This is a genomic window from Streptomyces sp. NPDC001816, assembly GCF_042892235.1.
In the GTDB taxonomy this organism is placed as follows: Bacteria; Actinomycetota; Actinomycetes; order Streptomycetales; family Streptomycetaceae; genus Streptomyces.
Map to the genome: position 1 here is coordinate 86,568 of NZ_JBIATY010000001.1, position 25,716 is coordinate 112,283.

19 protein-coding genes are annotated in these 25,716 nt (G+C 71.0%); 14 read left to right on the forward strand and 5 right to left on the reverse strand.

Annotated features, from left to right (window positions below; genetic code table 11):
• The first annotated feature begins 141 nt into the window (after nt 1–141).
• The 3 genes from ACFYZZ_RS00405 to ACFYZZ_RS00415 all read left to right on the forward strand — a co-directional run bounded on the left by ACFYZZ_RS00405 (nt 142) and on the right by ACFYZZ_RS00415 (nt 5,129).
• Nucleotides 142–2,052 (forward strand): IucA/IucC family protein, encoded by a 1,911-nt coding sequence (locus ACFYZZ_RS00405; protein ID WP_389169585.1) that lies wholly within the window; start codon nt 142–144, stop codon nt 2,050–2,052.
• A 66-nt stretch (nt 2,053–2,118) separates the two neighbouring features.
• Nucleotides 2,119–2,928 carry a GNAT family N-acetyltransferase gene (locus tag ACFYZZ_RS00410; RefSeq protein WP_389169588.1) on the forward strand — a complete coding sequence of 270 codons (810 nt, stop codon included), beginning with the start codon at nt 2,119–2,121 and terminating at the stop codon, nt 2,926–2,928.
• A 224-nt stretch (nt 2,929–3,152) separates the two neighbouring features.
• Nucleotides 3,153–5,129, forward strand: coding sequence for an ATP-dependent DNA helicase (locus tag ACFYZZ_RS00415; protein ID WP_389169591.1), 1,977 nt, complete (start codon nt 3,153–3,155; stop codon nt 5,127–5,129).
• 141 nt (nt 5,130–5,270) lie between these two features.
• Here ACFYZZ_RS00415 and lexA read toward each other — a convergent pair whose 3' ends face one another.
• Nucleotides 5,271–6,050 (reverse strand): transcriptional repressor LexA, encoded by a 780-nt coding sequence (lexA, locus tag ACFYZZ_RS00420; RefSeq protein ID WP_094216449.1) that lies wholly within the window; start codon nt 6,048–6,050, stop codon nt 5,271–5,273.
• A gap of 573 nt (nt 6,051–6,623) precedes the next feature.
• Between lexA and nrdR the strand changes: the two genes are divergently transcribed.
• From nrdR to ACFYZZ_RS00435, 3 genes are all read left to right on the forward strand, one after another.
• Nucleotides 6,624–7,175, forward strand: a complete 552-nt coding sequence (gene nrdR, locus ACFYZZ_RS00425) for a transcriptional regulator NrdR (RefSeq protein ID WP_389169593.1) — start codon at nt 6,624–6,626, stop codon at nt 7,173–7,175.
• A gap of 162 nt (nt 7,176–7,337) precedes the next feature.
• A complete protein-coding gene (locus ACFYZZ_RS00430) occupies nt 7,338–10,232 on the forward strand; it encodes a vitamin B12-dependent ribonucleotide reductase (RefSeq protein WP_389169595.1) in 2,895 nt (964 codons plus the stop codon).
• 101 nt (nt 10,233–10,333) lie between these two features.
• A complete protein-coding gene (locus ACFYZZ_RS00435; RefSeq protein WP_389169598.1) occupies nt 10,334–11,122 on the forward strand; it encodes a DUF2785 domain-containing protein in 789 nt (262 codons plus the stop codon).
• A gap of 3 nt (nt 11,123–11,125) precedes the next feature.
• Here ACFYZZ_RS00435 and ACFYZZ_RS00440 read toward each other — a convergent pair whose 3' ends face one another.
• Nucleotides 11,126–11,725: a TerD family protein gene (locus ACFYZZ_RS00440; protein ID WP_389169600.1), complete on the reverse strand. Its 600-nt coding sequence runs from the start codon at nt 11,723–11,725 to the stop codon at nt 11,126–11,128.
• Between the two features lie 85 nt (nt 11,726–11,810).
• Between ACFYZZ_RS00440 and ACFYZZ_RS00445 the strand changes: the two genes are divergently transcribed.
• From ACFYZZ_RS00445 to ACFYZZ_RS00455, 3 genes are all read left to right on the forward strand, one after another.
• The gene (locus ACFYZZ_RS00445) at nt 11,811–12,416 is read left to right on the forward strand and encodes a YdbC family protein (RefSeq protein WP_386575916.1); all 606 of its coding nucleotides are present in this window, start codon (nt 11,811–11,813) and stop codon (nt 12,414–12,416) included.
• 128 nt (nt 12,417–12,544) lie between these two features.
• The gene (locus ACFYZZ_RS00450) at nt 12,545–13,204 is read left to right on the forward strand and encodes a histidine phosphatase family protein (RefSeq protein WP_386575915.1); all 660 of its coding nucleotides are present in this window, start codon (nt 12,545–12,547) and stop codon (nt 13,202–13,204) included.
• 12 nt (nt 13,205–13,216) lie between these two features.
• Nucleotides 13,217–14,125, forward strand: coding sequence for an ADP-ribosylglycohydrolase family protein (locus tag ACFYZZ_RS00455; RefSeq protein WP_389169603.1), 909 nt, complete (start codon nt 13,217–13,219; stop codon nt 14,123–14,125).
• A 169-nt stretch (nt 14,126–14,294) separates the two neighbouring features.
• Here ACFYZZ_RS00455 and ACFYZZ_RS00460 read toward each other — a convergent pair whose 3' ends face one another.
• Complete coding sequence (locus ACFYZZ_RS00460) at nt 14,295–15,842, reverse strand: MFS transporter (RefSeq protein WP_389169606.1); 1,548 nt, start codon at nt 15,840–15,842, stop codon at nt 14,295–14,297.
• Nucleotides 15,843–16,027: 185 nt separating this feature from the next.
• Here ACFYZZ_RS00460 and ACFYZZ_RS00465 point away from each other — a divergent pair, with 185 nt between their 5' ends.
• The 3 genes from ACFYZZ_RS00465 (at nt 16,028) to ACFYZZ_RS00475 (ending at nt 18,136) form a co-directional block, all read left to right on the forward strand.
• Nucleotides 16,028–16,651 (forward strand): TetR/AcrR family transcriptional regulator, encoded by a 624-nt coding sequence (locus ACFYZZ_RS00465; protein ID WP_389169608.1) that lies wholly within the window; start codon nt 16,028–16,030, stop codon nt 16,649–16,651.
• 82 nt (nt 16,652–16,733) lie between these two features.
• Nucleotides 16,734–17,435 carry a ribonuclease HII gene (locus ACFYZZ_RS00470; RefSeq protein WP_389169611.1) on the forward strand — a complete coding sequence of 234 codons (702 nt, stop codon included), beginning with the start codon at nt 16,734–16,736 and terminating at the stop codon, nt 17,433–17,435.
• Between the two features lie 68 nt (nt 17,436–17,503).
• Entirely contained in the window at nt 17,504–18,136 is a 633-nt protein-coding gene (locus ACFYZZ_RS00475) for a hypothetical protein (protein ID WP_389169614.1), read from the forward strand.
• A 264-nt stretch (nt 18,137–18,400) separates the two neighbouring features.
• On the opposite strand, the gene ACFYZZ_RS00480 is transcribed toward ACFYZZ_RS00475, so the two are convergent.
• Both ACFYZZ_RS00480 and ACFYZZ_RS00485 read right to left on the reverse strand, forming a co-directional pair.
• Nucleotides 18,401–19,021, reverse strand: coding sequence for a hypothetical protein (locus tag ACFYZZ_RS00480; protein WP_386575907.1), 621 nt, complete (start codon nt 19,019–19,021; stop codon nt 18,401–18,403).
• A 286-nt stretch (nt 19,022–19,307) separates the two neighbouring features.
• Nucleotides 19,308–21,473, reverse strand: a complete 2,166-nt coding sequence (locus ACFYZZ_RS00485; RefSeq protein ID WP_389169616.1) for a RecQ family ATP-dependent DNA helicase — start codon at nt 21,471–21,473, stop codon at nt 19,308–19,310.
• Between the two features lie 176 nt (nt 21,474–21,649).
• Here ACFYZZ_RS00485 and ACFYZZ_RS00490 point away from each other — a divergent pair, with 176 nt between their 5' ends.
• The gene (locus ACFYZZ_RS00490) at nt 21,650–23,206 is read left to right on the forward strand and encodes a DUF4192 domain-containing protein (protein WP_389169618.1); all 1,557 of its coding nucleotides are present in this window, start codon (nt 21,650–21,652) and stop codon (nt 23,204–23,206) included.
• A gap of 248 nt (nt 23,207–23,454) precedes the next feature.
• A complete protein-coding gene (locus ACFYZZ_RS00495) occupies nt 23,455–25,674 on the forward strand; it encodes a glycogen debranching N-terminal domain-containing protein (RefSeq protein WP_389169620.1) in 2,220 nt (739 codons plus the stop codon).
• The last annotated feature ends 42 nt before the right edge of the window (nt 25,675–25,716 follow it).

Below are 25,716 nucleotides of genomic sequence, written 5' to 3' on the forward strand. Positions count from 1 at the left end.
CCGAAGCTGCAGAGCCCGACACGGCCCGCACCACACCCCCTCGCCACCAGGACGCCCCACCGACCACGGCACGACGACCGAGCGTGCCCGACCGAACGAGAACAGTCCCGCCCCACCCCAGACCACCCCCGAGGAGCCGTCTTGAACGCCACCCCCACACCCGACGGCAGGTCCGGCAGCCCGGACGACCAGGGGGACTCCGGCACCCAGCCCTCTCCGGTACCGCTCGCCGAGTCGGTTCCCCCGCAGAAGAGGCGAACCCCGGACGGCACGCGTGCGGGAGAGCTGGGCGCCGATCCGCTGGACGACCCCGACCCCCGCACCGCGGCCCAGGCCGCCGCCGTGGAGAACCTTCTGCGCTGCTGGGTACGGGAGACGAACCTCGCCGCACCCGCGACCAACACCCTGCGCGTGCCGCTGCCCAGCAGCGGCACCGCCCTGATCGCAGCGATCCGCCACTGGTCCCCGACGGGCTGGCACCGCTTCGGGCCACCCCGTCTCGCCGGCGTCCTCGAAACGGCCCCACCGGTCGACGCGGTCACCCTCGCAGCGCTGCTCGCCAGGGAGACACCCGGGGACAGGGAAGGCGCCGACCTGGTCGCCAGGGTGGCCGACTCCCTGCGCCACACCGCGATCTTCATCCGCGACCGCCGCGCACACCCGGCGGACGGCCCCGACCTGTTCCTCGGCGCTGAGCAGACCCTTCTCCTCGGACACCCCCTGCACCCGACCCCGAAGAGCCGGGAGGGCCTGACCGAGGCCGAGGCCCGGCTGTACTCGCCGGAGCTGCGCGGATCCTTCCCCCTGCACTGGATGGCTGTCGCCCCCTCTCTGCTCGCGACCGACTCGGCCTGGACCGAGCGCGGCCGTCCCGTCCCCGCCGACCACCTCACGCAACGACTCGCCGGGACCGCCCTGCCGCTGCCCGACGGATACTGCGCCCTGCCCCTGCACCCCTGGCAGGCGCGCGAGATCCGGCACCGTGAACCGGTCGCCGCCCTGCTCGACTCCGGCGCCCTCCGCGACCTCGGTCCGCTCGGCTCCGACTGGCACCCCACCTCCTCCGTACGCACCGTCCACCAGTCCGGCGCCCCGGCGATGCTCAAGCTGTCGCTGGGCCTGCGCATCACCAACTCCCGTCGCGAGAACCTGCGCAAGGAACTCCATCGCGGAGTCGAGGTGCACCGACTGCTGCGCAGCGGCCTGTTCAAGCAGTGGCAGGCCGTGCACCCTGGCTTCGACATCGTCCGCGACCCGGCCTGGCTCGCCGTCGACGACCCGGACGGCCGCCCCGTGCCCGGCCTCGACGTCGTGATCAGGCACAACCCGTTCGCCCCGACCGACGACGTCGGCTGCGTCGCCGGTCTCGTCTCGCCCCGGCCCCTTTCCGAACCCGGCACCAACGCCGCACCGGTGCACGGCCCCTGGTCCCACCGGTCCCGACTGGCCCAGCTCGTCGCACGGCTGTCCGCCCACACCGGCCGTCCCGTCGGAGCCGTCGCCGCGGAGTGGTTCCTGCGCTACCTCGAACAGGTCGTCCGGCCCGTGCTGTGGCTGGACAGCGAGGCCGGCATCGCCCTCGAGGCCCACCAGCAGAACACGCTGCTTCTGCTCGACCGCGACGGCTGGCCCGCCGGCGGCCGCTACCGCGACAACCAGGGCTACTACTTCCGCGAGTCCCGGCGAGCCGATCTCGACGCCCGGCTGCCCGGCATCGGCGAGCTCAGCGACACTTTCGTCTCGGACGAGGTCACCGACGAACGCTTCGCGTACTACCTCGCCATCAACAACGTGCTCGGCCTGATCGGCGCGTTCGGCTCCCAGCGCCTCGCCGACGAGCGTCTGCTGATCGCGGCGTTCCGCCGTTTCCTCACCGACGTCGCCTCGGGCCCCGTCGCCCCGCGCTCCTCGCTGCCCGGCCTCCTGCTCGACTCACCCGTCCTGCGCTGCAAGGCCAACCTGCTGACCAGGCTGCACGGCCTAGACGAACTCGTCGGCCCGGTCGACACCCAGTCCGTCTACGTCACCATCGCCAACCCCCTTCACTCCTGAACGAACCGCACCGTCTTCCGTCATCTCCGAGGGCCATCCCCCTTCGTCTCCTGAGAGGAGCGCTCCGTGCCTCCCACCGACGCGAGCGCCGGCACCGGCCCCGGCTCCGTCCCCCTCCACCCGGGCGGCGCCGTGCCCTGGGACATCCAGGGCGCCTGGGACAAGAGCGCCGGGGACAAGAGCGCCGGGGACAAGAGCGCCCGGGACACCGCGTCCTTCGGGGACGGCGAGGACACGCTGGACCTGCGCCTGCCCGACGAGTTCGTCACCCAGTTCGTCGCGCCGCGCCTTGCCGACGGCCTGGACGACCTGCTCGACCACGTCCCCACCTGGGGGCCGACCCCCACACCCGTGGGCATGTTCCAGCTGGTGCCGGTGCGTCTCGAACACGACCTGCCGCTCGTCCGGCGCTGGATGAACGACCCCGCCGTCGCCCCGTTCTGGGACCTGGCCGGGTCCCACAACAAGACGGAGAGCCACTTGCGCGCCCAGATCGACGGCGACGGACGCAGCACTCCCTGTCTGGGCGTGCTGGACGGCACCCCCATGAGCTACTGGGAGATCTACCGGGCGGACCTGGATCCACTGGCCCGCCACTACCCGGCCCGTCCGCACGACACCGGGATCCACCTCCTCATCGGCGGCGCCGCCGACCGAGGGTGCGGACTGGGATCCGCCCTGATCAGAGCCGTGGCCGATCTGGTCCTCGACCGTCGCCCCGCCTGCGCTCGAGTCGTCGCGGAGCCCGATCTGAGCAACACCCCCTCCGTGGCCGCCTTCCTGAGCGCAGGCTTTCGGTTCGCGGCCGAGGTCGACCTGCCCGGGAAGCGGGCTGCCCTCATGATCCGGGACCGAGTCCTGCGCGGTCTGATGTAACGCCACGTGACGGCGCGTTCACATGTTGTACGTCCGGCGGGCCGCTGTGGTTCCCGCTCGTCCGGAACGAATTTCGGAGCCCGCCGAACGAGCCGAACGAGCCGAACGTGCCGCCCGCCCCCGCCCCGAGCCCGTCCCGTCCCAGGAGCCCCGGCCGTGATCCCACCCCTCGTACCAGCCTTGATCGCCCGTTTGTCAGTGCCGGGCCGTAGGGTGGTCGGGCTATGACGAAGCCCTCACTCCCCGAACTCCTGCATGCCGCTGTCGCAGCCGTCGGCGGCACGGAGCGCCCCGGCCAGGTGACCATGGCCGAATCGGTCGCCGAGGCGATCGACGACGGATCCCATCTGCTGGTCCAGGCCGGCACCGGCACCGGAAAGTCGCTGGGCTATCTCGTGCCCGCGCTCGCGCACGGGGAGCGTGTGGTCGTCGCCACGGCCACACTCGCGCTGCAACGCCAGCTCGTGGAACGGGACCTGCCCCGCACCGTCGACGCCCTGCACCCGCTGCTGCGCCGCCGCCCGGAGTTCGCCATGCTCAAGGGCAGGTCGAACTACCTGTGCCTGCACCGCCTGCACGAGGGCGTGCCGCAGGACGAGGAGGACGGACTCTTCGACCAGTTCGAGGCCGCCGCGCCCACCAGCAAGCTGGGCCAGGACCTGCTGCGCCTGCGGGACTGGGCCGACGAGACCGAGACCGGCGACCGGGACGACCTCACGCCGGGCGTCTCCGACCGTGCCTGGTCCCAGGTATCGGTGTCCTCGCGCGAGTGCCTGGGCGCGTCGAAGTGTGCCTACGGCGCCGAGTGCTTCGCGGAGATGGCCCGCGAGCGGGCCAAGCTCGCCGAGGTCGTCGTCACGAACCACGCGCTCCTGGCCATCGACGCCATCGAGGGCGCCCCGGTACTCCCGCAGCACGAGGTGCTGATCGTCGACGAGGCGCACGAGCTGGTCTCCCGCGTGACCGGCGTCGCCACCGGCGAACTCACGCCCGGCCAGGTCAACCGTGCCGTGCGCCGAGCCGCCAAACTCGTCAACGAGAAGGCCGCCGACCAGCTCCAGACCGCCGCCGAGGGCTTCGAGCGGCTGATGGAGCTGGCCCTGCCGGGCCGTCTGGAGGAGATCCCGGAAGATCTCGGCTATGCCCTGATGGCGCTGCGGGACGCGGCCCGCACGGTCATCTCCGCGATCGGTGCGACCCGTGACAAGTCCGTCCAGGACGAGGACGCGGTCCGCAAGCAGGCGCTGGCCTCGGTGGAGACGGTCCACGACGTGGCAGAGCGGGTCCTGAACGGCTCCGAGTGGGACGTCGTCTGGTACGAGCGCCACGACCGGTTCGGCGCCTCCCTGTGTGTCGCCCCCATGTCGGTCTCCGGGCTGCTCAGGGAAAAGCTCTTCGCGGACCGCAGCGTCGTCCTCGCCTCGGCGACCCTCAAGCTGGGCGGCGACTTCAACGGTGTGGGTGCCTCCCTGGGGCTGGGTCCCGAGGGTGTGGAGGGCGAGGATCTCCCGACCTGGAAGGGCATCGACGTCGGCTCGCCCTTCGACTACCGCAAGCAGGGCATCCTCTACGTCGCCAAGCACCTCGCCCGCCCCGCGCGAGACGGCGAGCGCACCGACATGCTGACCGAGCTGACCGAGCTGATCCAGGCGGCCGGTGGCCGCACCCTCGGACTGTTCTCGTCGATGCGGGCCGCCCAGCTCGCCGCCGAGGAGCTGCGCTCCCGGATCCCCGAGTTCCCGATCCTGCTCCAGGGCGAGGAGACCCTCGGCGAGCTGATCAAGAACTTCGCGGCCGACCCCAGGACCTGCCTCTTCGGCACGCTGTCGCTGTGGCAGGGCGTCGACGTCCCGGGCCCCAGCTGTCAGCTGGTCGTCATGGACAAGATCCCGTTCCCGCGCCCCGACGACCCGCTGATGAGCGCCCGCCAGAAGGCGGTGGAGGAAGCGGGCGGCAACGGCTTCATGGCGGTGGCCGCGACACATGCGGCCCTGCTCATGGCCCAGGGCGCCGGCCGCCTCGTACGGGCCTCCGGGGACCGCGGTGTGGTCGCCGTACTCGACCAGCGGCTCGCCACCGCGCGGTACGGCGGCTACCTCAAGGCCTCACTGCCCGACTTCTGGTTCACCACGGACCGCAACCAGGTGCGCAGGTCGCTCGCGGCGATCGACGCGGCCGCGAAGCAGACGGAAGCCCAGTGAGCCCCTCCCACCTGGGCCGTTAGGACCAGGTGGGCTGCACGGCGGCTCTGGGCTGAGCCGAACGCACAGGGCCCCGGAACCGGCGCAGGGGTTCCGGGGCCCGGTCAGGGAGCGGGCCGCCCGGCCCGTCCGCCGCAGCGGTCACACGCGCCGCAGCACGGCGACGACCTTGCCGAGGATGGTCGCGTCGTCGCCGGGGATCGGCTCGTAGGCCGAGTTGTGCGGGAGGAGCCAGACGTGGCCGTCCTCGCGCTTGAAGCGCTTGACTGTGGCCTCGCCCTCGAGCATGGCCGCCACGATGTCGCCGTTCTCGGCGACCGGCTGGCGGCGGACGGTGACCCAGTCGCCGTCACAGATCGCGGCCTCGATCATGGAGTCGCCGACGACCTTGAGGACGAACAGTTCGCCGTCACCGACGAGCTGCCGGGGGAGCGGGAACACGTCCTCGACCGACTCCTCCGCGAGGATCGGGCCACCGGCGGCGATACGCCCGACCAGCGGGACGTACGACGCCGCGGGCTTGCCGGCAGTGTCCGTGGGCTGCACGGTCACGGCCTGGTCGGAGCCGCGCACCTCGTAGGCGCGCGGGCGGTGCGGGTCGCGGCGCAGGAAGCCCTTGCGCTCCAGCGCCATCAGCTGGTGGGCGACCGAGGACGTGCTGGAGAGCCCGACGGCCTGGCCGATCTCGCGCATCGACGGCGGGTAACCGCGCCGCTGCACGGAGTCCCTGATGACCTCGATCACCCGGCGCTGCCGGTCGGTGAGTCCGGAGCTGTCCGCCCGGATGCCTGGAGGTCGGCCCGGCAGGGAGCGCTTGTGCCCCTCAGGATTCGTGGCTTCGTTCATCGCATGTACCGGCTCGACTCGGCCCTGGGAGCGGTCCTGGGCAGTGATGGTGGCACTGTCTGCGGTGGTGGTCACGTCGGCCCCTCTCGATGGTCTCCCTGCTGGACAACGGTAGTTGCTTTCGAAAGGTTGCGCCAAACACACGTTCGAGTGAAAAAGTGCGATTCACCTGACGCGATCATGTGTCCGGGTGTATGGCTAACGCGACCTCTGGCCGACTCCGGCCGACAAAAGCGCCCATTGTTGTACGCTTCACCGCCGGGGTGGATCACCTCGTGGGTTGCTTCCCCAGTCTGCCACCCGGAACCCCGTCAACCGGGATCCGGGTCCCTTCGTACCGGAGTCCTACGCGTCCTCCGTGCGGCGCCCACGCTATCTCCGCAAGTGTCCTGGCGGTACGTCCGCACGCGCGTGTTTTCACAGGTGGCGGGGTGACTGGGCCGTACGGGTGTGTACGTCCGCGACACGCGCGAGCTGTCGATGTATCAGCCAATCCCCACATCTAGTGGTTGGATTGCTACAGCAGCCCACAAGTTGTGGTCCCCCGGGTCCGAGAGGCCTCTGCGATCGCCTATGCTTGGGGCTGCTTCGAGAGGCCCCTGAGGCCTCTGGGGGCTGTTTAGTCTGCTGTGAGGAGGGTTGGAGATCATGCACTGCCCCTTCTGCAGGCACCCCGACAGCCGCGTGGTCGACAGTCGTACGACCGACGACGGCACGTCGATCCGCAGGCGCCGCCAGTGCCCGGACTGCTCCCGTCGTTTCACGACCGTGGAGACGTGTTCGCTCATGGTGGTCAAGCGGTCCGGAGTCACCGAGCCATTCAGCCGTACCAAGGTCATCAACGGCGTGCGCAAGGCATGCCAGGGGCGGCCTGTCACCGAGGACGCACTCGCCCAGCTGGGTCAGCGGGTCGAGGAGGCGGTGCGGGCCACCGGAAGCGCCGAGCTGACCACCCACGACGTGGGCCTGGCCATACTCGGCCCGTTGCAGGAGCTCGACCTCGTCGCCTATCTGCGATTCGCCTCCGTCTACCGGGCGTTCGACTCGCTCGAGGACTTCGAGGCCGCCATCGCGGAGCTGAGGGAAGCGACGCGAGGCCCCGCCGCGGACGACGAAGACGCGGGAGCGGGGAGCCAGGAAGACGATCGCGGGCCCGGCGGGACCACCCAGGTCCCCGTGCCCGCCCACGCCGCCGACTGACCGGCGGGCCGGAACCCGACGGAGACCCGGGTTCCGGCCGGGAGGCGGCGAGCCAAGGCCTGTTGCGGGTGGATCTGAGGGTGCCTGCAACACAAGACAGAACACCGTGTCACGGGAACATCGTGGCACTTCAGGGCGTTTTAGCCCGTAGAGGGAGGCGGCATGACAGAGACGGCGAGCGGTCCGGCACGAGGTTCCCGAGCGAAGGGCGCCAAGGCCACCAAGGGGCTGCGTATCGAGCGCATCCACACCACCCCTGGCGTACACCCGTACGACGAGGTCGAGTGGGCGCGCCGTGACGTCGTCATGACCAACTGGCGCGACGGCTCGGTCAACTTCGAGCAGCGTGGCGTCGAGTTCCCCGACTTCTGGTCGGTGAACGCGGTCAACATCGTCACCAGCAAGTACTTCCGGGGTGCCGTCGGCACCCCGCAGCGCGAGGTCAGCCTCAAGCAGCTGATCGACCGCATCGTGAAGACGTACCGGAAGGCCGGCGAGGACCACAAGTACTTCGCCTCGCCCGCCGACGCCGAGATCTTCGAGCACGAGCTGGCGTACGCCCTCCTGCACCAGATCTTCAGCTTCAACAGCCCCGTCTGGTTCAACGTCGGAACCCCGCAGCCCCAGCAGGTCTCCGCCTGCTTCATCCTGTCCGTCGACGACTCCATGGAGTCGATCCTCGACTGGTACAAGGAAGAGGGCATGATCTTCAAGGGCGGCTCCGGCGCCGGCCTGAACCTCTCCCGCATCCGCTCCTCCAAGGAGCTGCTGTCCTCCGGCGGCAACGCTTCCGGCCCGGTCTCCTTCATGCGCGGCGCCGACGCCTCCGCCGGCACCATCAAGTCCGGTGGCGCCACCCGCCGGGCCGCCAAGATGGTCATCCTGGACGTCGACCACCCCGACGTCGAGGACTTCATCGAGACCAAGGTGAAGGAAGAGGAGAAGATCCGCGCCCTGCGTGACGCGGGCTTCGACATGGACCTCGGCGGCGACGACATCACCTCGGTCCAGTACCAGAACGCCAACAACTCGGTCCGTGTGAACGACGAGTTCATGAAGGCGGTCGAGCAGGGCGGCAAGTTCGGCCTGCGTGCGCGCATGACCGGCGAGGTCATCGAGGAGATCGACGCCAAGTCCCTGTTCCGGAAGATGGCCGAGGCCGCCTGGGCCTGCGCCGACCCGGGCATCCAGTACGACGACACCATCAACCACTGGCACACCTGCCCGGAGTCCGGCCGGATCAACGGCTCGAACCCCTGCAGCGAGTACATGCACCTGGACAACACGTCCTGCAACCTGGCCTCGCTGAACCTGATGAAGTTCCTGAAGGACGACGGCAAGGGCAGCCAGTCCTTCGACACCGAGCGCTTCCAGAAGGTCGTCGAGCTGGTCATCACCGCGATGGACATCTCGATCTGCTTCGCGGACTTCCCGACCCAGAAGATCGGCGAGAACACCCGCGCCTTCCGCCAGCTCGGCATCGGCTACGCCAACCTCGGCGCCCTGCTGATGGCGACCGGCCACGCATACGACTCGGACGGCGGCCGCGCCCTGGCCGGCGCCATCACCTCCCTGATGACGGGTACGGCCTACCGCCGCTCCTCCGAGCTGGCCGCGGTCGTCGGTCCGTACGACGGCTACGCCCGCAACGCCGATGCCCACAAGCGCGTCATGAAGCAGCACGCCGACGCCAACGGCGTGGCCGTCCGCATGGACGACCTGGACACCCCGGTGTGGGCCGCCGCCACGGAGGCCTGGCAGGACGTGCTGCGCCTCGGCGAGCAGAACGGTTTCCGTAACTCCCAGGCGTCCGTCCTCGCCCCGACCGGCACCATCGGTCTGGCGATGTCCTGCGACACCACCGGTGTCGAGCCCGACCTCGCGCTGGTGAAGTTCAAGAAGCTCGTCGGCGGCGGCTCGATGCAGATCGTCAACGGCACCGTCCCGCAGGCTCTGCGCCGCCTGGGTTACCAGGAGGAGCAGATCGAGGCGATCGTCGCCCACATCGCCGACCACGGCAACGTGATCGACGCCCCGGGCCTCAAGCACGAGCACTACGAGGTCTTCGACTGCGCCATGGGCGAGCGCGCCATCTCCCCGATGGGCCACGTCCGCATGATGGCCGCGATCCAGCCCTGGATCTCCGGCGCCATCTCCAAGACGGTCAACATGCCGGAGACGGCGACCGTCGAGGAGGTCGAGGAGATCTACTACGAGGCCTGGAAGCTCGGCGTCAAGGCGCTCGCGATCTACCGCGACAACTGCAAGGTCGGCCAGCCGCTCTCCGCCAAGAAGAAGGAGGACGAGAAGGCCGAGGTCACCGCGAAGGCCGAGGAGACGATCCGTACCGCGGTCGAGAAGGTGGTCGAGTACCGCCCGGTCCGCAAGCGCCTCCCCAAGGGCCGCCCGGGCATCACCACGTCCTTCACGGTCGGTGGCGCCGAGGGCTACATGACCGCCAACTCCTACCCGGACGACGGTCTCGGCGAGGTCTTCCTGAAGATGTCCAAGCAGGGCTCGACTCTCGCGGGCATGATGGACGCCTTCTCCATCGCGGTCTCCGTCGGCCTTCAGTACGGCGTGCCGCTGGAGACGTACGTCTCGAAGTTCACGAACATGCGCTTCGAGCCGGCCGGTATGACGGACGACCCGGACGTGCGGATGGCGCAGTCGATCGTCGACTACATCTTCCGCCGCCTGGCGCTGGACTTCCTGCCCTTCGAGACGCGCTCCGCGCTCGGCATCCACTCCGCCGAGGAGCGTCAGCGTCACCTGGAGACCGGCTCCTACGAGCAGTCCATCGACGAGGTCGACGTCGAGGGCCTGGCCCAGTCGGCGCCGCGCGCCCAGGAGCTGAAGGCCGTCGCCACCCCGAAGGTCGAGGCCGAGGTGGCCAAGCCCGCCCCGAAGCAGGCGCACACCAGCGCCGAGCTGGTGGAGATGCAGCTGGGCATCCAGGCCGACGCCCCGCTGTGCTTCTCCTGCGGCACGAAGATGCAGCGCGCCGGCTCCTGCTACATCTGCGAGGGCTGCGGCTCGACCAGCGGCTGCAGCTGATGACACGCGGTTCCTGAGGTAAGGGGCGCCGGCCATGGGCCGGCGCCCCTTACTTTTGCGGTTGTTTCTCCGGGGTGCGCGGGGCGCCGTAGCCTCCGTTCATGACCACACCTCAGCGGTACGACGCCGACATCCGCGACCTCTCCGAGGCGGACCGGGCCATGGCCCTCGACACCCTGGCCGAGGACCTTCGTTCACCCGATCCCGTGGTGCGCGACGACGGCGCCTACCTCGCGGCCGTCCGCTGGACACCCGCGCTCCGCTCCGGGGAGCGTGGCCGGCTGGGCGACCGTATGACCGTTCATCTGAAGGACCCGGTCGTGCAGGCGCGCAGTTTCGCGCCGCTCGTCCTCGCCCGGATCGTGGAGGCCGGCGACTGGCGGCCGCAGTGGTGGGACGCCTTCGCGGACTGGTACCCCAGAGAGGCGGATCTGCGCGGTCATGATCCGGACCTGGGCTGGGTGCACGCCGCCGCTCACGGAGCGGATCTCCTGGCGGTACTCGCCCGGCACCCCGGCCAGCCACCCCAGCCGCTCGCCGAATTGGCCACCGCCCGGTTGCTGGCGCCCACGGATCACCTCTTCGACGCGCAGGAGGACGACCGCCTCGCCTACGCGCTCGCGCAGATCCTCGCCCACCCCGCCCTCACCGAGGCCGACTCGGTGCGCTGGCTGGCTCCGGTCGCAGCGGCCTTCCGTACCGGCGAGCCCGGCCCGGTGCCGGCCTGGGCCTCCAACGCCATGCGCACCCTGCGGATGCTCTACGTCCTGGCCGACCGCGGGGTGAGCAGGCGCAACACGGACGAGCTGCCGCGCTCGCCCACCCACCGCGAGGCCCTCCTGGAGGAACTGGCCCGGACACTCGCGATCGTGGCCCCCTACACGGCCTGAGTGTCAGGACTGGTTCGCCCTGCCCATGACCCGGGTGAAGGTTGCCGGATCCTCGTCGAAGCCGTGGACACCGGCGCGGAAGTTCCACCCGCCGGACTCGTCCCGCACGAACTCGGCGATCGTGGCCGCCGTGGCCCCGAGGACCGAGCCGAAGTCGTCCTCGGCGAGCACGGTGTAGCCCTCACGCACGCGCATGGCCGGGTTGAGCACATTGACGAACGTCCTGGGCCCGGACTGCTGTTGGATGACGACACCGATCACCACGCGCGCGTACCGGCTGTCGAGCCGGTCCAGTTCGAGCGTCATGACCTCGTCCCAGCCGAATCCCTTGCCGTCCGTGCTGTCCCGGTTGAGGAAGATCGTGCCGTCCGGCGAGCGGCTGCCATGGTGCACCAGATAGGCCGGAGTTCCGTACGGGTCACCGGACACGAAGGTCGCGGCTACGACGTCGAGGTCTGTGGGCGGCTGACCCGCAGGACTGGGGTCCCACTTGAGGGCGACCTCGATCTTGCGGTTTCCCTTGCTGAAGCCGGTCACCGGGCTCCCTTCCCCCCTGAAGATCCTTCTTCCCCAACTTCCTTGGAGCCGGGGTTCCTTGTTCATCGTGCCACGCGCGCGGGGGCGCACGCGCGGGCGATCTCCGCCGGAGCGTGACCGGCGCCACGCCCGGTGGCCTTACGATGGCGCGGTGCTGGTCAAGTGGATTCGCTGCACCGTGGTGGACCGCCGCGGCTTCGAGCGGGGGCAGCGGAAATGGGCGGGGCTTCTGGGAGAGCCGGGTTTTCGGGGGCAGGGTGGAGGCTGGAGCCGGCAGCGGCCGGGAGTGGCGCACATCTTCGCCTTCTGGGAGAGCCGTGCCTTCTACGACTCCTTCATGGCCCGCTCCCACGACCGCCTGGCGACCGCCCAGTCCGGCACGTTCAAGGACGCCCAGGTCAAGCTGTTCGAGTACCGCTTCGACGTGAAGACCGGCTTCGAGCCCCGGTTCACCGACTCGGATCTGATCCGCGTGGCCCTCTGCCGGGTGCACGAGGAGCGCGTCGAACACTTCACCCTCATGCAGGAGAAGGTCTGGAACCCCGCGATGGCCGGCTCACCCGGCATGATCCGGGGCATGTTCGCCGAGGCGCCCGAGCACGAGTTCATGGTCCTGTCCATGTGGCGGTCGGCGGCCGAGCACGGCAAGTACCGCACCGAACGGGTGGAGCGCCTTGCCCTGCGTGCCCAGACGGAGGCGGACATCGCCGCCCTCTCCGGAGACATCGTGGAGCTGGAACCGTCCTGGACGGTCTGAGACAGTTGGAAAATCCAACGTATGAATGGCATGCCGGGAGCGGTTCCATCCACGGGATTCGTGTGACCTACGCCGTATGGGACCCGTTCGAGTGCTCGACCGTCCCCGGCACGATCTAGGGTTTTGGCATGGCACGACCACGGCGCATCGTCCTTGTCCGGCACGGCGAGTCAACGGGCAATGTTGATGACTCCGTGTACGAGCGGGAGCCCGACCATGCTCTCGCGCTGACCGAACGCGGCTGGCGGCAGGCCGAGGAGACCGGCAAGACGCTTCGGGAACTGTTCGGCCGGGAGCGCGTGAGCGTGTACGTCTCCCCGTACCGCCGTACGCTCGAGACCCTGCGCGCCTTTCACCTCGACCCCGACCTCATACGGGTGCGGGAGGAACCCAGGCTGCGCGAGCAGGACTGGGGCAACTGGCAGGACCGCGACGACGTACGCCTGCAGAAGGCGTACCGGGACGCGTACGGCCACTTCTTCTTCCGTTTCCCGCAGGGGGAGTCCGGCGCCGACGTGTACGACCGGGTCGGCGGCTTCCTGGAGAGCCTGTTCCGCAGCTTCGAGGCCCCCGACCATCCGCCGAACGTGCTCCTGGTGACTCACGGACTCGCGATGCGGCTGTTCTGCATGCGCTGGTTCCACTGGACGGTCGCGGAATTCGAGTCGCTGTCGAACCCCGGGAACGCCGAGATGCGGATGCTCGTTCTCGGGGACGATGACAAGTACACCCTCGACCGGCCCTTCGAGCGCTGGCGGGACCCGGTGCCGAACTGGGTCACCGGATAGAGTGGCAGAGCGATGACCGCTGATTCCTCTTCTTCTCTCCGGCGCCTGGAGCGCGCCCTGGCCAGCCTGCGCGGACTTGCGGTGGGGGACGCGCTGGGCTCGCAGTTCTTCGTTCCGGTGAACTACCCCCTGCTCAAGAGCCGCGAGGCGCCCGTGGGCCCCTGGCAGTGGACCGACGACACGGAGATGGCCTGCTCCGTGGTGGCCGTCCTGGCCGCCCACCAGCGCCTCGACCAGGACGCACTGGCCCGCTCCTTCGCCGAGCACCACGACTTCGACCGCGGCTACGGCCCCGCCGTCAACCGGCTGCTCCGCCTCGTCCGGGAGGGCCAGGACTGGCGTGAGCTGGCCGCGGGGCTCTTCAACGGACAGGGCTCCTGGGGCAACGGCGCCGCGATGCGCATCGCACCCCTGGGTGCCTGGTACGCGGACGATCCGGAGCAGGCGACCCACCAGGCGGAGATCTCGGCCTATCCCACGCATCAGCACCGTGAGGCCGTGGTCGGCGCGATGGCCGTCGCGGCAGCCGCCTCGCTGGCCGCCTCGCCCGACGGACCGCCCAGCCCCGAGGCGCTCCTCGACGGTGTCATCGCCCTGGTGCCGAAGAGCGCCGTCGGCGCCGGGCTGCGCCGTGCCCGGGACATGCTCGACTACGGCGACGCGGGCACGGTCGCCGCCGTTCTGGGGTGCGGACGCCGTACGAGCGCCCATGACACCGTCCCCTTCGCGCTGTGGTCCGCGGCGCGGTCCCTCGCCGACTTCGAGACGGCGTTCTGGACGACCGCCCAGGTGGGCGGAGACGTGGACACCACCTGCGCGATCGTGGGCGGTGTGCTCGCGTCCGGCAAGGCGGGGGCGCCGCCCGCTCAGTGGGTCGAGCGGACCGAGGCGCTGCCGGACTGGGTGCCCGCAGGTCTCTGAGGGCCCTTCCGGTCTCTGCGACTCTCCGTGCCTGCCGGGAACTCTGCGTGACTGTCGCCCGTTGTCCCAGTATCCGCCGCCCGCGTCGAGCCGAACGAGGCTCGGCTCGGGCAGGCGGCGGACCAGGATCGGGAGGGTATGGGCAGTGCCGGTCGTCGTTGTGCTGGGGTCAGCCCATTCCCGGGCCCGCCGTCCCGGCGAGGGCTTCGAGGTCGCTCCTGCGGACCTTGATCGCCATCCAGGCGGTGAGGAACGCGAGTCCGGCCATCGCCACGGCCGGGATGAAGGCGATCGAGATGCCGTGGGCGAGCACCTCGCTCCCCCAGGGCGCGGGCAGCTGGTGCGTCTTGGCGAACTGCGCCTGCTGCTCCGGCGTGCCCTGCGCGAGGAACTTCGGCAGCTGCTTCTTCGCCTCGTCCGTGCTCGCCGAGCCGAAGACGGTGGTCAGGATGGAGAGGCCCAGCGAGCCGCCGACCTGCTGCGTGGCGTTGAGCAGTCCGGAGGCCGCACCCGCCTCGTGCTGGGCGACACCGGAGACCGCCGTGACGGTGACCGTCACGAAGTTCAGGCCCATGCCGAAGCCGAAGATCAGCATCGGGCCCAGGACCCCGCCGACGTAGGAGCTGTCAGGGGTGATGAAGGTCTGCCAGAACAGCCCGATCGCCACGAGCGCCGAGCCGGTCATCATGAACGGCTTGGGGCCGAGCGTGGGCAGGAACCGCTGAGACAGACCCGCGCCGACCGCGATGGCGACCGTCACGGGGAGGAAGGCCAGACCGGCCTTGATCGGGCTGTAGCCGAGCACGTTCTGGACGAACAGCACGATGTAGAAGAACATGCCGAACATCGCCGCCGCCAGGCTCAGCATGACCACGTAGGTGCCGGAGCGGTTGCGGTCGCGGAACATCTTGAGCGGGGTGATCGGTTCCTTCGCCCGCAGCTCGGTGAAGACGAAGGCCAGCAGAAGCACCACCGCCGCGCCGAACGAGCCGAGGGTGAGACCGTCCCGCCAGCCGTCCTCCGAGGCGCGGATGAACCCGTACACCAGCGAGGCCATGCCCGCCGTCGACGTCAGTGCTCCCGCGATGTCGAACCGCCCCGGGTGCCGCTGGGACTCGCTGATGTACAGCGGAGCGAGTGCGGCGATCAGCACGCCGATGGGCACGTTGACGAAGAGCACCCACCGCCAGTCGAGCCAGTCGGTCAGCATGCCGCCCGCGAGCAGGCCGATGGCACCGCCGCCCGCCGACACCGCGGCGAACACACCGAACGCCCGGTTGCGCTCGGGGCCTTCGGGGAAGGTGGTGGTGATCAGCGCGAGCGACGTGGGCGATGCGATCGCGCCTCCCACACCCTGCAGGGCTCGCGCGGCCAGCAGCTGCCAGGGTTCCTGGGCCAGGCCGCCCAGCAGCGAGGCGAAGGTGAACAGCAGGATGCCGGTCATGAACACTCGACGCCTGCCGAGGATGTCGCCGGCCCGCGCGCCGAGGAGCAGCAGACCGCCGAAGGTGAGCGTGTAGGCGCTGACCACCCAAGTGAGGTCCGTGGTGCTGAACTTGAGCGCGTCTTGAATGTGCGGGAGCGCGATGTTCACAATCGTCGCGTCGAGCACCACCATGAGTTGGCAGGCCGCGATGACGGTGAGCGCTATGCCGGGATGCCCCTCCCGGCGGGCCGCTCCTGGTTTCTGTTCCTGGATGAGCTGAGAGGTTGTCACTATGGGTCCCCCACAAAGGCGTTAGTGAACGCTCGCGTTCACTGTCGCGTCAACGGTAGTGAGTCCCCAACAGTGAACGCAAGCGTTCACTTAATCCTGTGTCGCGTATCGCGTCCCCCTTGCTGCGGCGCGACGCAGCCCCGCCCCGGAACCCCCGCTTCCCCTTGTCTGCTGGAGAAACTCAGATGGTTACCTCGCGCTGGACGGCCGCCCCTGCTCGGGCGGCTTCCCCTCGTCGGCGCGGTGCGGTGCTCGAGCGCGCGATCCTGGACGCCGCTCTGGAGCAGCTCAGCACGGTCGGCTGGAACGGCCTGACGATGGAGGGTGTCGCGGCCGGCGCCCAGACCGGCAAGGCCGCGGTCTACCGTCGCTGGCCCTCCAAGGAGGATCTGGTCGCCGATGCGCTCGAGGCCGGACTGCCCCGCTTCGAGGGGGTGCCCGACCTCGGCAGTGTGCGCGAGGACCTGCTGGCCCTGTGCCGGCGAGCGCGGGACGCCATGTTCTCGCGCCCTGGTTTCGCGTTGCGCGCAGTGATTCACGAATGCGATCCGGCGCAGGCTGAGCGCTTCCATGGTGTGATCTTCGAAGGGGTAGTCGAGCCGACCCTCAAGCTGCTGCGCGAGGTCGTCACCCGTGGAATAGAGCGAGGGGAGGTGCGGTCCGACGCGGCCAATGGCTACGTCTTCGACGCCATCCCGGCGATGATGATGTACCGCTCGAAGATGTGCGGCTGCGAATGGAATGAGCAGGATCTGGAAGAGATGATCGACCAGCTGATGCTTCCGCTGTTGCGGCCGCACGGCGCCTGATTCCGGCCGCCGGTGACCTCCGTGCCGACCGGGGGACCTGGGGTGTCGCGCGAGGATCCAGGCGGCGTACGCTAAGGGCGCCATGCCGTACGAACCGCCCACCCATACCGTCGAGCGCTCCCTGCGCGCCACGACCGGAGCGAAGGTCATTGCCGGTGTCGACGAGGTGGGGCGGGGCGCCTGGGCAGGGCCCGTCACCGTCTGCGCGGCGATCACCGGACTCCGCCGGCCGCCCGAGGGCCTGACCGACTCCAAGCTGCTGACCGTCAAACGGCGCATGGAACTGGCCGAGATACTGCAGTCGTGGGTGACGGCTTATGCCCTGGGGCATGCTTCCCCCGAGGAGATCGACGACCTGGGCATGACCGCCGCACTGCGGCTCGCCGCCGTCCGTGCCCTGGACGCCCTGCCGGTCCGCCCCGACGCCGTGATCCTCGACGGGAAGCACGACTACCTCGGTGCCCCGTGGAAGGTGCGCACGGTGATCAAGGGCGACCGGTCGTGCGTGGCCGTTGCAGCGGCGTCGGTGATCGCCAAGGTTCAGCGCGACAAAATGATGGCCGAACTGGGTATCGACCATGCAGACTTCAGGTTTGCGGACAACGCCGGGTATCCGTCGCCCGTGCACAAGGCCGCACTGGAGGAGCGGGGACCCACCCCGTACCACCGCTTGTCGTGGGCGTATCTTGATGCGCTGCCCCAGTGGCGGCACCTCAAGAAGGTCCGCAGCTGGGCGGACGGAGGCGCTCCGGAAATCGAGGGTCAGCTCGGCTTCGATTTCTGACGGTTCCGCTCGCACTGATGTGCCACCCGGTCACCCGCGCCGCACCAACGTTTGATAGATATCAGCTCATGCCTCTCATTCCCGAGGAGCCTCAGATTCACGAGAGTGCCCAGGGTCCCCGCGCCACGCCCGCCAGCGGCCGTACCGCGCCGACCCCTCGCCCCGTACCCGGCCCCCGCCCCGCGGCTCCGTCGCGCCCCGGTCGTCCCGGCCCTCAGCGGCCCACGCCGCCGGTGCAGCGGACGCAACGTGACGTGGCTCCGGCCAAGCCAGGCCCGTCGGGCCCCTCCGCTGCCGCCGCCCCGGCGGCTACCCCGCAGATCCAGCTGATCCCGGCCTCGGCCGAGGGTGCGCTCGACGCAGCCGACGAGGCAGTGGACCTGCTCCTGGACTCGGGCCGTGCCCCCGCGGACGTGCTGGTGATCACCACCGGTTCCCAGCACCCGTGGGCCGAGCACGAACTGTCCTTCGGTGAAGCCTCCTACTGGGCGCAGCATGACGCCGGTGACGACGTGTTCTACACGGACGCCGCCCTCGCTTCCCGTGCCGCGTCCCGCCCCGTGGTCGTCGTGGCCGTCAACGGCGGTTCCGCCGCCGCTGCCGCCACCGCCCTTCCGCTGGCCCACTCCCGGGCCGGTGCACTGCTGATCGTCTGCGGTGACCCGCAGCAGATCAACTCGGTGCTGGGCGCGAGCGTCTGAGTCCCGCCCGGCACCTAGGGGTGCCGGGGCGGCGAAGGCAGCTCCGAGGGCATCCGCACGGTGCTGCTTTCGGCATGCCCGGATGACTGGCGGTGGCCGTTCCTCCTCCGGGGACGGCCGCCTGTCGGACCGTCCGGGCGGTCGTGTGGAGGCTGTGCGTCCGGGTGCCGGGCGGACCGCGCGGGTGTCGTGCGGACCGTGCCGCACCGCGTACGAGCCTCGGTGTCGCGTGACTCGTACGCGGCCGAACCCGGAGCCGAGCCTTCAGCGAGCAGCCGCGCGGCGCAGCACCTCGGAGACCGGGCCGCCGGTGCGAGGTGCCGGGGCCGGGACTTCCGACATGGCGAAGGGCTCCGGCTGCGAGTGGGTGCTGGGCCGGCGTCCGCCGCGCCCCTCGCCGAGCACCTGCCAGCCGTCACCGGTCAGCGTGATGTACGCCCCGCAGCGCAGCCCGTGCAGTGTGCAGGCGTCGCGCAGCCCCCACATCCAGGCACCGTCCTCCTCGGTCCAACGCGCGTCGCCCTCACGGCAGTAGAGCAGCACGGCGGTGCGCACCGGGGTGCGGCGGCGCAGGTCGTGCGGAATGACCCGGCGCAGCTGGGCGAGCAGCGCGTTGCGGAACATCCAGCCGTCGGCCGGCGCCGGACGGCGCAGGAACGAGGCGCTGGCGCACAGCCGTTCGTCGGGGTCCAGCACGGCCACGATCGCCATGGACGGCTTGGGACGATGGCGGGCGTGCAGCCCGCTGACGACCTCACGGGGATTGCGCAGCAGGGGGATTCCGGCGGCTGCCCACTCCGCGGGCTCGAGCAGGCGGCTGGCGGAAGCGGCGGACGCGGACGTCGACAATGAGGCCGCCGAGGACGAGGCGAATCCGAAGGTCACGTTCCTCCCTTCGGCTACGCGCCCACACTGCGGGCGAGGTCGGATTCGGGGGACCGCGCACCGCAGCAAAGCCCAGCCGGATCACGGACGAGCCGTGCGGGGAGCGGACTTCAATTCTTCCTGTCGAACTTGGATGCGGCAACGAGCAATTGGGGCCACCGACTGTTATCTGGCGGTGCGTGGCTTATATCCCTACCCATGAGTGCCCCTGATGACCCCTGTGGCGTTCGACCACGGCACGTGCGTGCGTCGGTCCGGGCGCCGACGCCCCACGCGCCACGCCTGGTCAGCCCTGGACGGCCAGCACCAGGGGCAACACCCCGTCGGCGCCGGCCCTTCTGAGTAGACGCGCCCCGACCGCGAGGGTCCAACCGGTCTCCGTGAAGTCGTCCACCAGCAGGACCGGACCACGGGCCTCGGCGAGCGCGGAGGCGAGGGCGGGCGGCACGGTCAGCGAGCCGTCGAGGGCCTTCAGACGCTGGGCGCTGTTGCTGCGTGACACCCGTGACGCGTCACCGGCGTACTCCACGGAGCCCAGCAGGGGCAGTCGGCCGATCTCGGCGATACGGGTGCCCAGGGAGTGGATCAGCGTCGGCCGGGTGCGGGAGGCGACGGTGACCACACCCACGGGCCGGGCCTGCGCGCCGGCCGCCCCGGAGGCCCAGCCGCCGGGGCCCTTGGCCCAGTCCGCCAGCACCTCCACCACGGCTCGCGCCACGTCGTCCGGCACGGGCGCGTCCGCGGCCTGGGGTGCCAGCAGGGGCCGCAGCCGGTTGCCCCAGCCGATGTCCGACAACCGACCCAGAGCCCGCCCGGACGAGGCCTGTTCGCCGACCGGAATACGCCCCTTGAGGTCGATGCCGATCGCCGGGAGGCCGGTCGGCCACATGCGGCGGGGCTCCACCTCGACCCCGGCACGGTCCAGGTCCACGCGCGCGGCGTCCACGGCCGACGCGGACGTGTCGGCCGCGAAGCGCGGTCCCGCGCAGTTGTCGCACCGGCCGCAGGGCTTGGCGTCCTCGTCGTCGAGCTGGCGCTGGAGGTACTCCATCCGGCAGTCCGTGGTGGCGGCGTACTCGCGCATCGCCTGCTGCTCCGCCTTGCGCTGCCGCGCCACCCAGTCGTAACGCTCGGCGTCGTACGACCATGGCTGCCCGGTCGCGGTCCAGCCGCCCTTGACGCGGTTCACCGCTCCGTCCACGTCGAGGACTTTCAGCATCGTCTCCAGCCGGGAACGACGCAGTTCCACCAGGGGTTCGAGCGCCGGCAGCGACAGGGGCCGGTCCGCCCGGGCGAGAACGTCCAGCGTGCGGCGCACCAGATCCTCGGAGGGGAAGGCGAGCGACGCGAAGTACTCCCAGATCGCCTCGTCCTCCCTGCCCGGCAGCAGCAGCACCTCGGCGTGCTCGACGCCACGGCCCGCGCGGCCGACCTGCTGGTAGTAGGCGATGGGGGAGGACGGCGACCCCAGGTGCACGACGAATCCGAGGTCCGGCTTGTCGAAGCCCATGCCGAGCGCGGAGGTGGCGACCAGCGCCTTGACCCGGTTGGCGAGCAGATCGTCCTCCGCCTGCTGCCGGTCGGCGTTCTCGGTCCGGCCCGTGTACGAGGCGACGGCGTGCCCGCTCTGCCGCAGGAAGGCGGTGACCTCCTCGGCGGCGGCCACGGTGAGGGTGTAGATGATGCCGGAGCCCGGCAGGTCGTCGAGGTGGTCGGCGAGCCAGGCCATCCGGTGCGCGGCGTCGGGCAGCCGCAGCACACCGAGGCTCAGGCTCTCCCGGTCCAGCGGCCCGCGCAGCACCAGGGCGTCCGAAGAGCCGCCGGTGCCGAGCTGCTCGGCGACGTCGGCGGTCACGCGTGCGTTGGCCGTGGCGGTGGTGGCCAGCACCGGGACACCTGGCGGAAGCTCACTGAGCATGGTGCGCAGCCGGCGGTAGTCCGGGCGGAAGTCATGCCCCCAGTCGGAGATGCAGTGGGCCTCGTCCACCACGAGCAGTCCGGTCGCCGCGGAGAGCTTGGGCAGGACCTGGTCGCGGAAGTCGGGGTTGTTCAGCCGCTCCGGGCTGACGAGCAGCACGTCGACCTCGCCGGCCTCGATCTCGGTCTGTACGGCCTCCCACTCCTCGGTGTTGGAGGAGTTGATGGTCCGGGCGTGGATACCGGCCCGGGCCGCGGCCTCCACCTGGTTGCGCATGAGCGCGAGCAGCGGGGAGACGATCACCGTGGGTCCGCCGCCTCTGGCCCGCAGCAGCGAGGTCGCCACGAAGTACACCGCGGACTTGCCCCACCCCGTGCGCTGCACGACCAGGGCCCGGCGCCGGTCGGCGACCAGCGCCTCGATCGCCCGCCACTGATCCTCGCGCAGCCGGGCCGTGCCCGTGGTGTCCCCGACGAGCCGGGCGAGGACGGCGTCGGCCTGTGCCCGGAGGTCCGCGTTGCTCGTGTGCTCCATGCGTCCCATACAACAGGACGCGACTGACAATCGGGTGGGCACCGGTCGCGAGCGGACGACCGCGACGGTCCAGCCGTGGACGGAGCGCCAACGGCCGAGGCCGGCCTTGTCGTGTCCCTGATTCGAGTTATCCACAGGCTCAACCGGAATCTCGTGATCCGCGAGATCGTCTGCGCATGACGAATCACAGCGAAACGACCGGACCCTTCGAAAACGGCGACATCGCCGGACGAGAGCCGCTGAACGAGCAGTCCGCGCACGACACCCAGGTCACTCTGCGCACCCCGGCCGAGCTGGCCGACGCCCTGCCCTACCTGCTCGGCTACCGACCCGAGGACAGCATCGTGCTGGTCGCCCTGCACGACCGGGAAGGCCGCGGCAGGTTCGGCGGCCGGGCCCGGCTGGGCATCCCCGCGAGCACCGAGGACTGGGAGGAGGCCGTGCAGCAGCTGGTCCGGGGGCTGGTGGCCAGCAGCGAGCGACGGGGTAGGCGGCCCGAGCAGATGGTCGCCTACGTCTGCCAGGAACCGGGCCAGGGCGAGACCGGCCGGGACGTGATGCTCCGGCTCGAGCCACTGATCGCCCAGCTGCGCACGGAATGCGGCGATCTCGGCGCACCCGTGGTCGAGGCCTTGTGTATCTCGGACGGCCGTTTCTGGTCCTACAGCTGCGCGGTGGAGGGATGCTGTCCTGACGACGGAACACCGATGGGCCTGCCCGGCACCTCGGTGCTGGCCGCCGCGGCCGCCTATGCAGGGATCCAGGTGCGCGGCACCCTCCGTGAGCTGCGGGCCAGGCTGCTGCCCTGGGAGACCAGTGCCGCCCTGGAGCAGGAGGTCGCCCTGGACGCGGCCGGGATGTCCCTGGTGCCCCGCATCCTGGACGACACGGCCCGGCAGAGCGTGGCAGAGGAAACGCTCGATCTCGCCGAGCGGATCATTCACAGGTTCGCCGCGGCGGCGCCGGTGTCCGGCACGCACCCGGCCGACCTCCGCGACGACGAACTGCTCACCCACGACGAGGCGGCGACGCTGATCCTCGGGCTCCAGGACCGCACGACCCGCGACCGGGCGGCCGCGTGGATGGAGGACGACGAGGCCGGTCCGGCTCTGCGGCTCTGGCGCGCACTGTCCCGCCGCTGCGTGGGGCCGTACGGCGAGCACGCCGCCGCCCCGCTCACCCTGGCGGGCTGGGTCGCCTGGTCCTCCGGCGACGAGCTGGAGGCCCGAGAAGCCCTCGCAATGGCACTGGGCGCGGACCCCGACTACCTCTTCGCCCGCCTCCTCCACCAGGCCTGCAACGAAGGACTCGACCCCGAGTCGGTCCGCCGCTGCCTGCGTGCGGAACGCGCGGGGCGCGCCCGGACGGACACCGTGGAGCAGGCAGATTCGGCAGCGGAAGTGACCCCGGGCGCCCCTTCGGACACGGTCGTCGCAGGCCCTGGAGCAGCCGCCCGGACGGACAGTCGCCAGGGTGAGCGCGCCTCGCGGACAAGCGGTTCTCGGCGCCGTCGCCGAACGCGGGCCGCGGAAGGCGGCGACCGCAGCCCTCGTCCGCCGCGGGGGGAGGACGTACGGCGGCGGTCGACCGGCTCCCACCCTGAACCGCCGGCCGGCGGACCTTCGCGTCCGGGCAGCACGAAGCCGGGCGGCATGCGCGCGCGTTCCGGTGAGAGCCCGAGCCGCGACACCGCGGCGGCGGGCGGTCAGCGGGAGACCGAGGGGGACGGATGAGCGCCGGGACACAGGGGCGGGGGATGAGTCCCTCCTTCCGCGCAGGTGCCTTGCCGGGCTTCCGCCCGCCACGCCGCCATTCGGTCGGCTTGCCGGATGCGAGGCGTGACCAGGAGGAGTCCCTCTCCGTTCACCTGAGTGGCGGAGCGCCTGGACGGGCCATGCCGCTCTACGACCCTTGTCCCTCCGGGCGCTCCACCCCGCGCGCAGCGCGTCCGAGGCGCACCGAGCGCAGAAGAAGCCATCGCATGCATCAGCAGCAGACTCGGCTCTCCGCCGTCGACGAGAGCCACCCGCCCGACGTCGGGCACACGCCCTTCCCGCAGCCCGCTGCCGGGAACACCACACCGGAAAGCATCGGTGTCCCCAGGCCACCGTCGCCCCCAGGCACGTCTCCGATTCCCCCAGCCACCGACGGCCGGCACCGAGGCTCGGCCCAGCCCACGAGCCGGCCGCGCCGCCCCACCACCGCACCGACTCCCGGCGCTTCCCCGCGCACGCCGTACCCGACGCCCCGGCCGGCTCCCGACCTGCCACCCACACACGCCGCCCTGATCTGCGTCGCCCTGCCGGGTCTCGCCATCTGCGGCGAACAGGGACAGCTGGCCGGCCAAGGACTGGAGGGGTTCTACCGGGGCGGCCGGCGCCTGCTCTCGCGGTGTCAGGTCCGCATCGCCGGGCGGGAACCGCTCGCGGTGCAGGCCAGGATGACCGGGGCGGACCGGGCTCGCTTCGTCGGGACGCTGCGTGTCTCCCCGGGGGCGGGTCCGGATCCCGACGTCGTCGTCGAGCGGACCCGCAGCGCCGACGGAACCGAGCGCATCACACTCCAGAACGCCTCCCCACGCCCCCTCCGCCTCCCGCTCGAGGTCGCCCTCGGCACGGACCTGGCGGACCTCGGCGCCATCGCCTCCGGCAGGACAGGCCCCGAACTCCCGGCCACCGTCCATGACTCGGGTCTGCGCTGGTCCTCGGCCGGTGGCGGCGCCAGTGTCACGGCGCACCCCGCGCCCGCCGACGCACTGGCCTCCGCAGGCCTGCTGCGCTGGGAGCTGGAACTGCCTCCGGGCGGAACGGCAAGCGTGGAACTACGAGTACGCCCGGACGGTGCTGGACCGCTGCGCGCCGTGGGCCAGGCCGCGACGAGCCCCTTCGCGGCCGCCCGGGCGGCAGGCGACGATCCGCGGGCGGCTGCTCTGCTCCGGGCCTCCGCCGACGACCTCCAGGCTTTGCTGCTGCGCGACCCCGCGCACCCCGCCGACACCTACCTCGCGGCGGGCGCGCCCTGGCGCTGCGGCATGGCCCCGGCCGAGGCGCTCGCCGCGGCCCGGATGGCGCTGCCCCTCGGCACCCGGCTCGCCGCGGGCACGTTGCGCACCCTCGCCCGCACCCAGCTTCCGGGCCCGGGCCCACAGGCGGGCCTGATCCCCGGTCCGCGACGCGACGCCGGAGCCCTCCTCCCGCCGGTGTGCACGGGTACCGAGGCCACGCTTCTCTTCCCCGTCCTGCTCGCCGAGGCCCGCCGCTGGGGGCTCCCCGAGCAGGAGACACAGGAACTGCTGCCCGCCGCCGAACGCTGCCTGGCCTGGCTGCGGACCACCGTCGGTGAGGGCACCTACCTCCCCGACCCTCAGCCGGGAGGCCCGGTCCGCTGTGAGACGCAGGCCCACGCTCATCGCGCCGCTGTCCTCGGCGCCGATCTCCTCGATGCGTACGGCAGGCCAGGGGGCTCGGAGTTGAGACAGTGGGCCCAGGACGTCCGGAACGCGTTCCGCACGGACTTCTGGGTCGAGGACCGCGGCGGGCGCCCGGCTGCGGCCCTGGCGGCGGACGGCCGGCCCTTTCCGCACCTCGGCTCCGCTGCCGTGCACCTGCTCGACACCGGTCTGCTCGGTGCCGGGCGGCTCGCCACCGGCCTGCTCGACAAGGTGCAGACCGAACAGCTCGCCCGGTTGCTCGGCGGCCCGGCGATGGACGCGGGCTGGGGACTGAGGGGTCTCGGGACGAAGGAGGCCGGACACAATCCGTTCGGCCACCGGACCGGAGCCGTGCGGGTCCACGAGACCGCACTCGCCGTCGCCGGACTGGCCGCCTCCGGTCATGAGAAGGAGGCGAGCGGCCTGCTGAGGGGGCTGCTGGAGGCAGCGGAGCACTTCGGCCACCGGCTGCCGGAGATGTTCGCGGGTGAGCAGCGCGCTGCCGGGAGCGCTCCTCTCCCGCACCCGGCGGCCTGCCGCCCGGCGGCCACCGCCGCGGCCTCCGCGGTCCTGCTCCTCACCACGCTGGCGGGCATCCGGCCCGACGCCCCCGCCCGGACCGTCACCCTGCGCCCGGTGCAGAGCGCTCCCCTCGGCGAGATCGGTCTGACAGGGTTGCGCGTCGCGGGCGCTCCCTTCGCCGTGCGGGTCAGCCGACTGGGACTCGCCATGGTCGAGGAGGCGGCGGACGGTCTGCAATTGGGCGTGTGACCTCGTACGACGCGACCGGCACGAGGAGCGGGAACCCACCGC

What these genes read in the sequence shown, in the direction of transcription:
- ACFYZZ_RS00415 (WP_389169591.1), top strand. Translation starts at nt 3,153, where the DNA reads ATGACGAAGCCCTCACTCCCCGAACTCCTGCATGCCGCTGTCGCAGCC.
- ACFYZZ_RS00485 (WP_389169616.1), bottom strand. Translation starts at nt 21,473, where the DNA reads ATGGAGCACACGAGCAACGCGGACCTCCGGGCACAGGCCGACGCCGTC.
- ACFYZZ_RS00455 (WP_389169603.1), top strand. Translation starts at nt 13,217, where the DNA reads ATGACCGCTGATTCCTCTTCTTCTCTCCGGCGCCTGGAGCGCGCCCTG.
- ACFYZZ_RS00495 (WP_389169620.1), top strand. Translation starts at nt 23,455, where the DNA reads ATGCATCAGCAGCAGACTCGGCTCTCCGCCGTCGACGAGAGCCACCCG.
- ACFYZZ_RS00450 (WP_386575915.1), top strand. Translation starts at nt 12,545, where the DNA reads ATGGCACGACCACGGCGCATCGTCCTTGTCCGGCACGGCGAGTCAACG.
- ACFYZZ_RS00470 (WP_389169611.1), top strand. Translation starts at nt 16,734, where the DNA reads ATGCCGTACGAACCGCCCACCCATACCGTCGAGCGCTCCCTGCGCGCC.
- ACFYZZ_RS00430 (WP_389169595.1), top strand. Translation starts at nt 7,338, where the DNA reads ATGACAGAGACGGCGAGCGGTCCGGCACGAGGTTCCCGAGCGAAGGGC.
- nrdR (WP_389169593.1), top strand. Translation starts at nt 6,624, where the DNA reads ATGCACTGCCCCTTCTGCAGGCACCCCGACAGCCGCGTGGTCGACAGT.
- ACFYZZ_RS00475 (WP_389169614.1), top strand. Translation starts at nt 17,504, where the DNA reads ATGCCTCTCATTCCCGAGGAGCCTCAGATTCACGAGAGTGCCCAGGGT.
- ACFYZZ_RS00465 (WP_389169608.1), top strand. Translation starts at nt 16,028, where the DNA reads ATGGTTACCTCGCGCTGGACGGCCGCCCCTGCTCGGGCGGCTTCCCCT.
- ACFYZZ_RS00435 (WP_389169598.1), top strand. Translation starts at nt 10,334, where the DNA reads ATGACCACACCTCAGCGGTACGACGCCGACATCCGCGACCTCTCCGAG.
- ACFYZZ_RS00440 (WP_389169600.1), bottom strand. Translation starts at nt 11,725, where the DNA reads ATGAACAAGGAACCCCGGCTCCAAGGAAGTTGGGGAAGAAGGATCTTC.
- ACFYZZ_RS00490 (WP_389169618.1), top strand. Translation starts at nt 21,650, where the DNA reads ATGACGAATCACAGCGAAACGACCGGACCCTTCGAAAACGGCGACATC.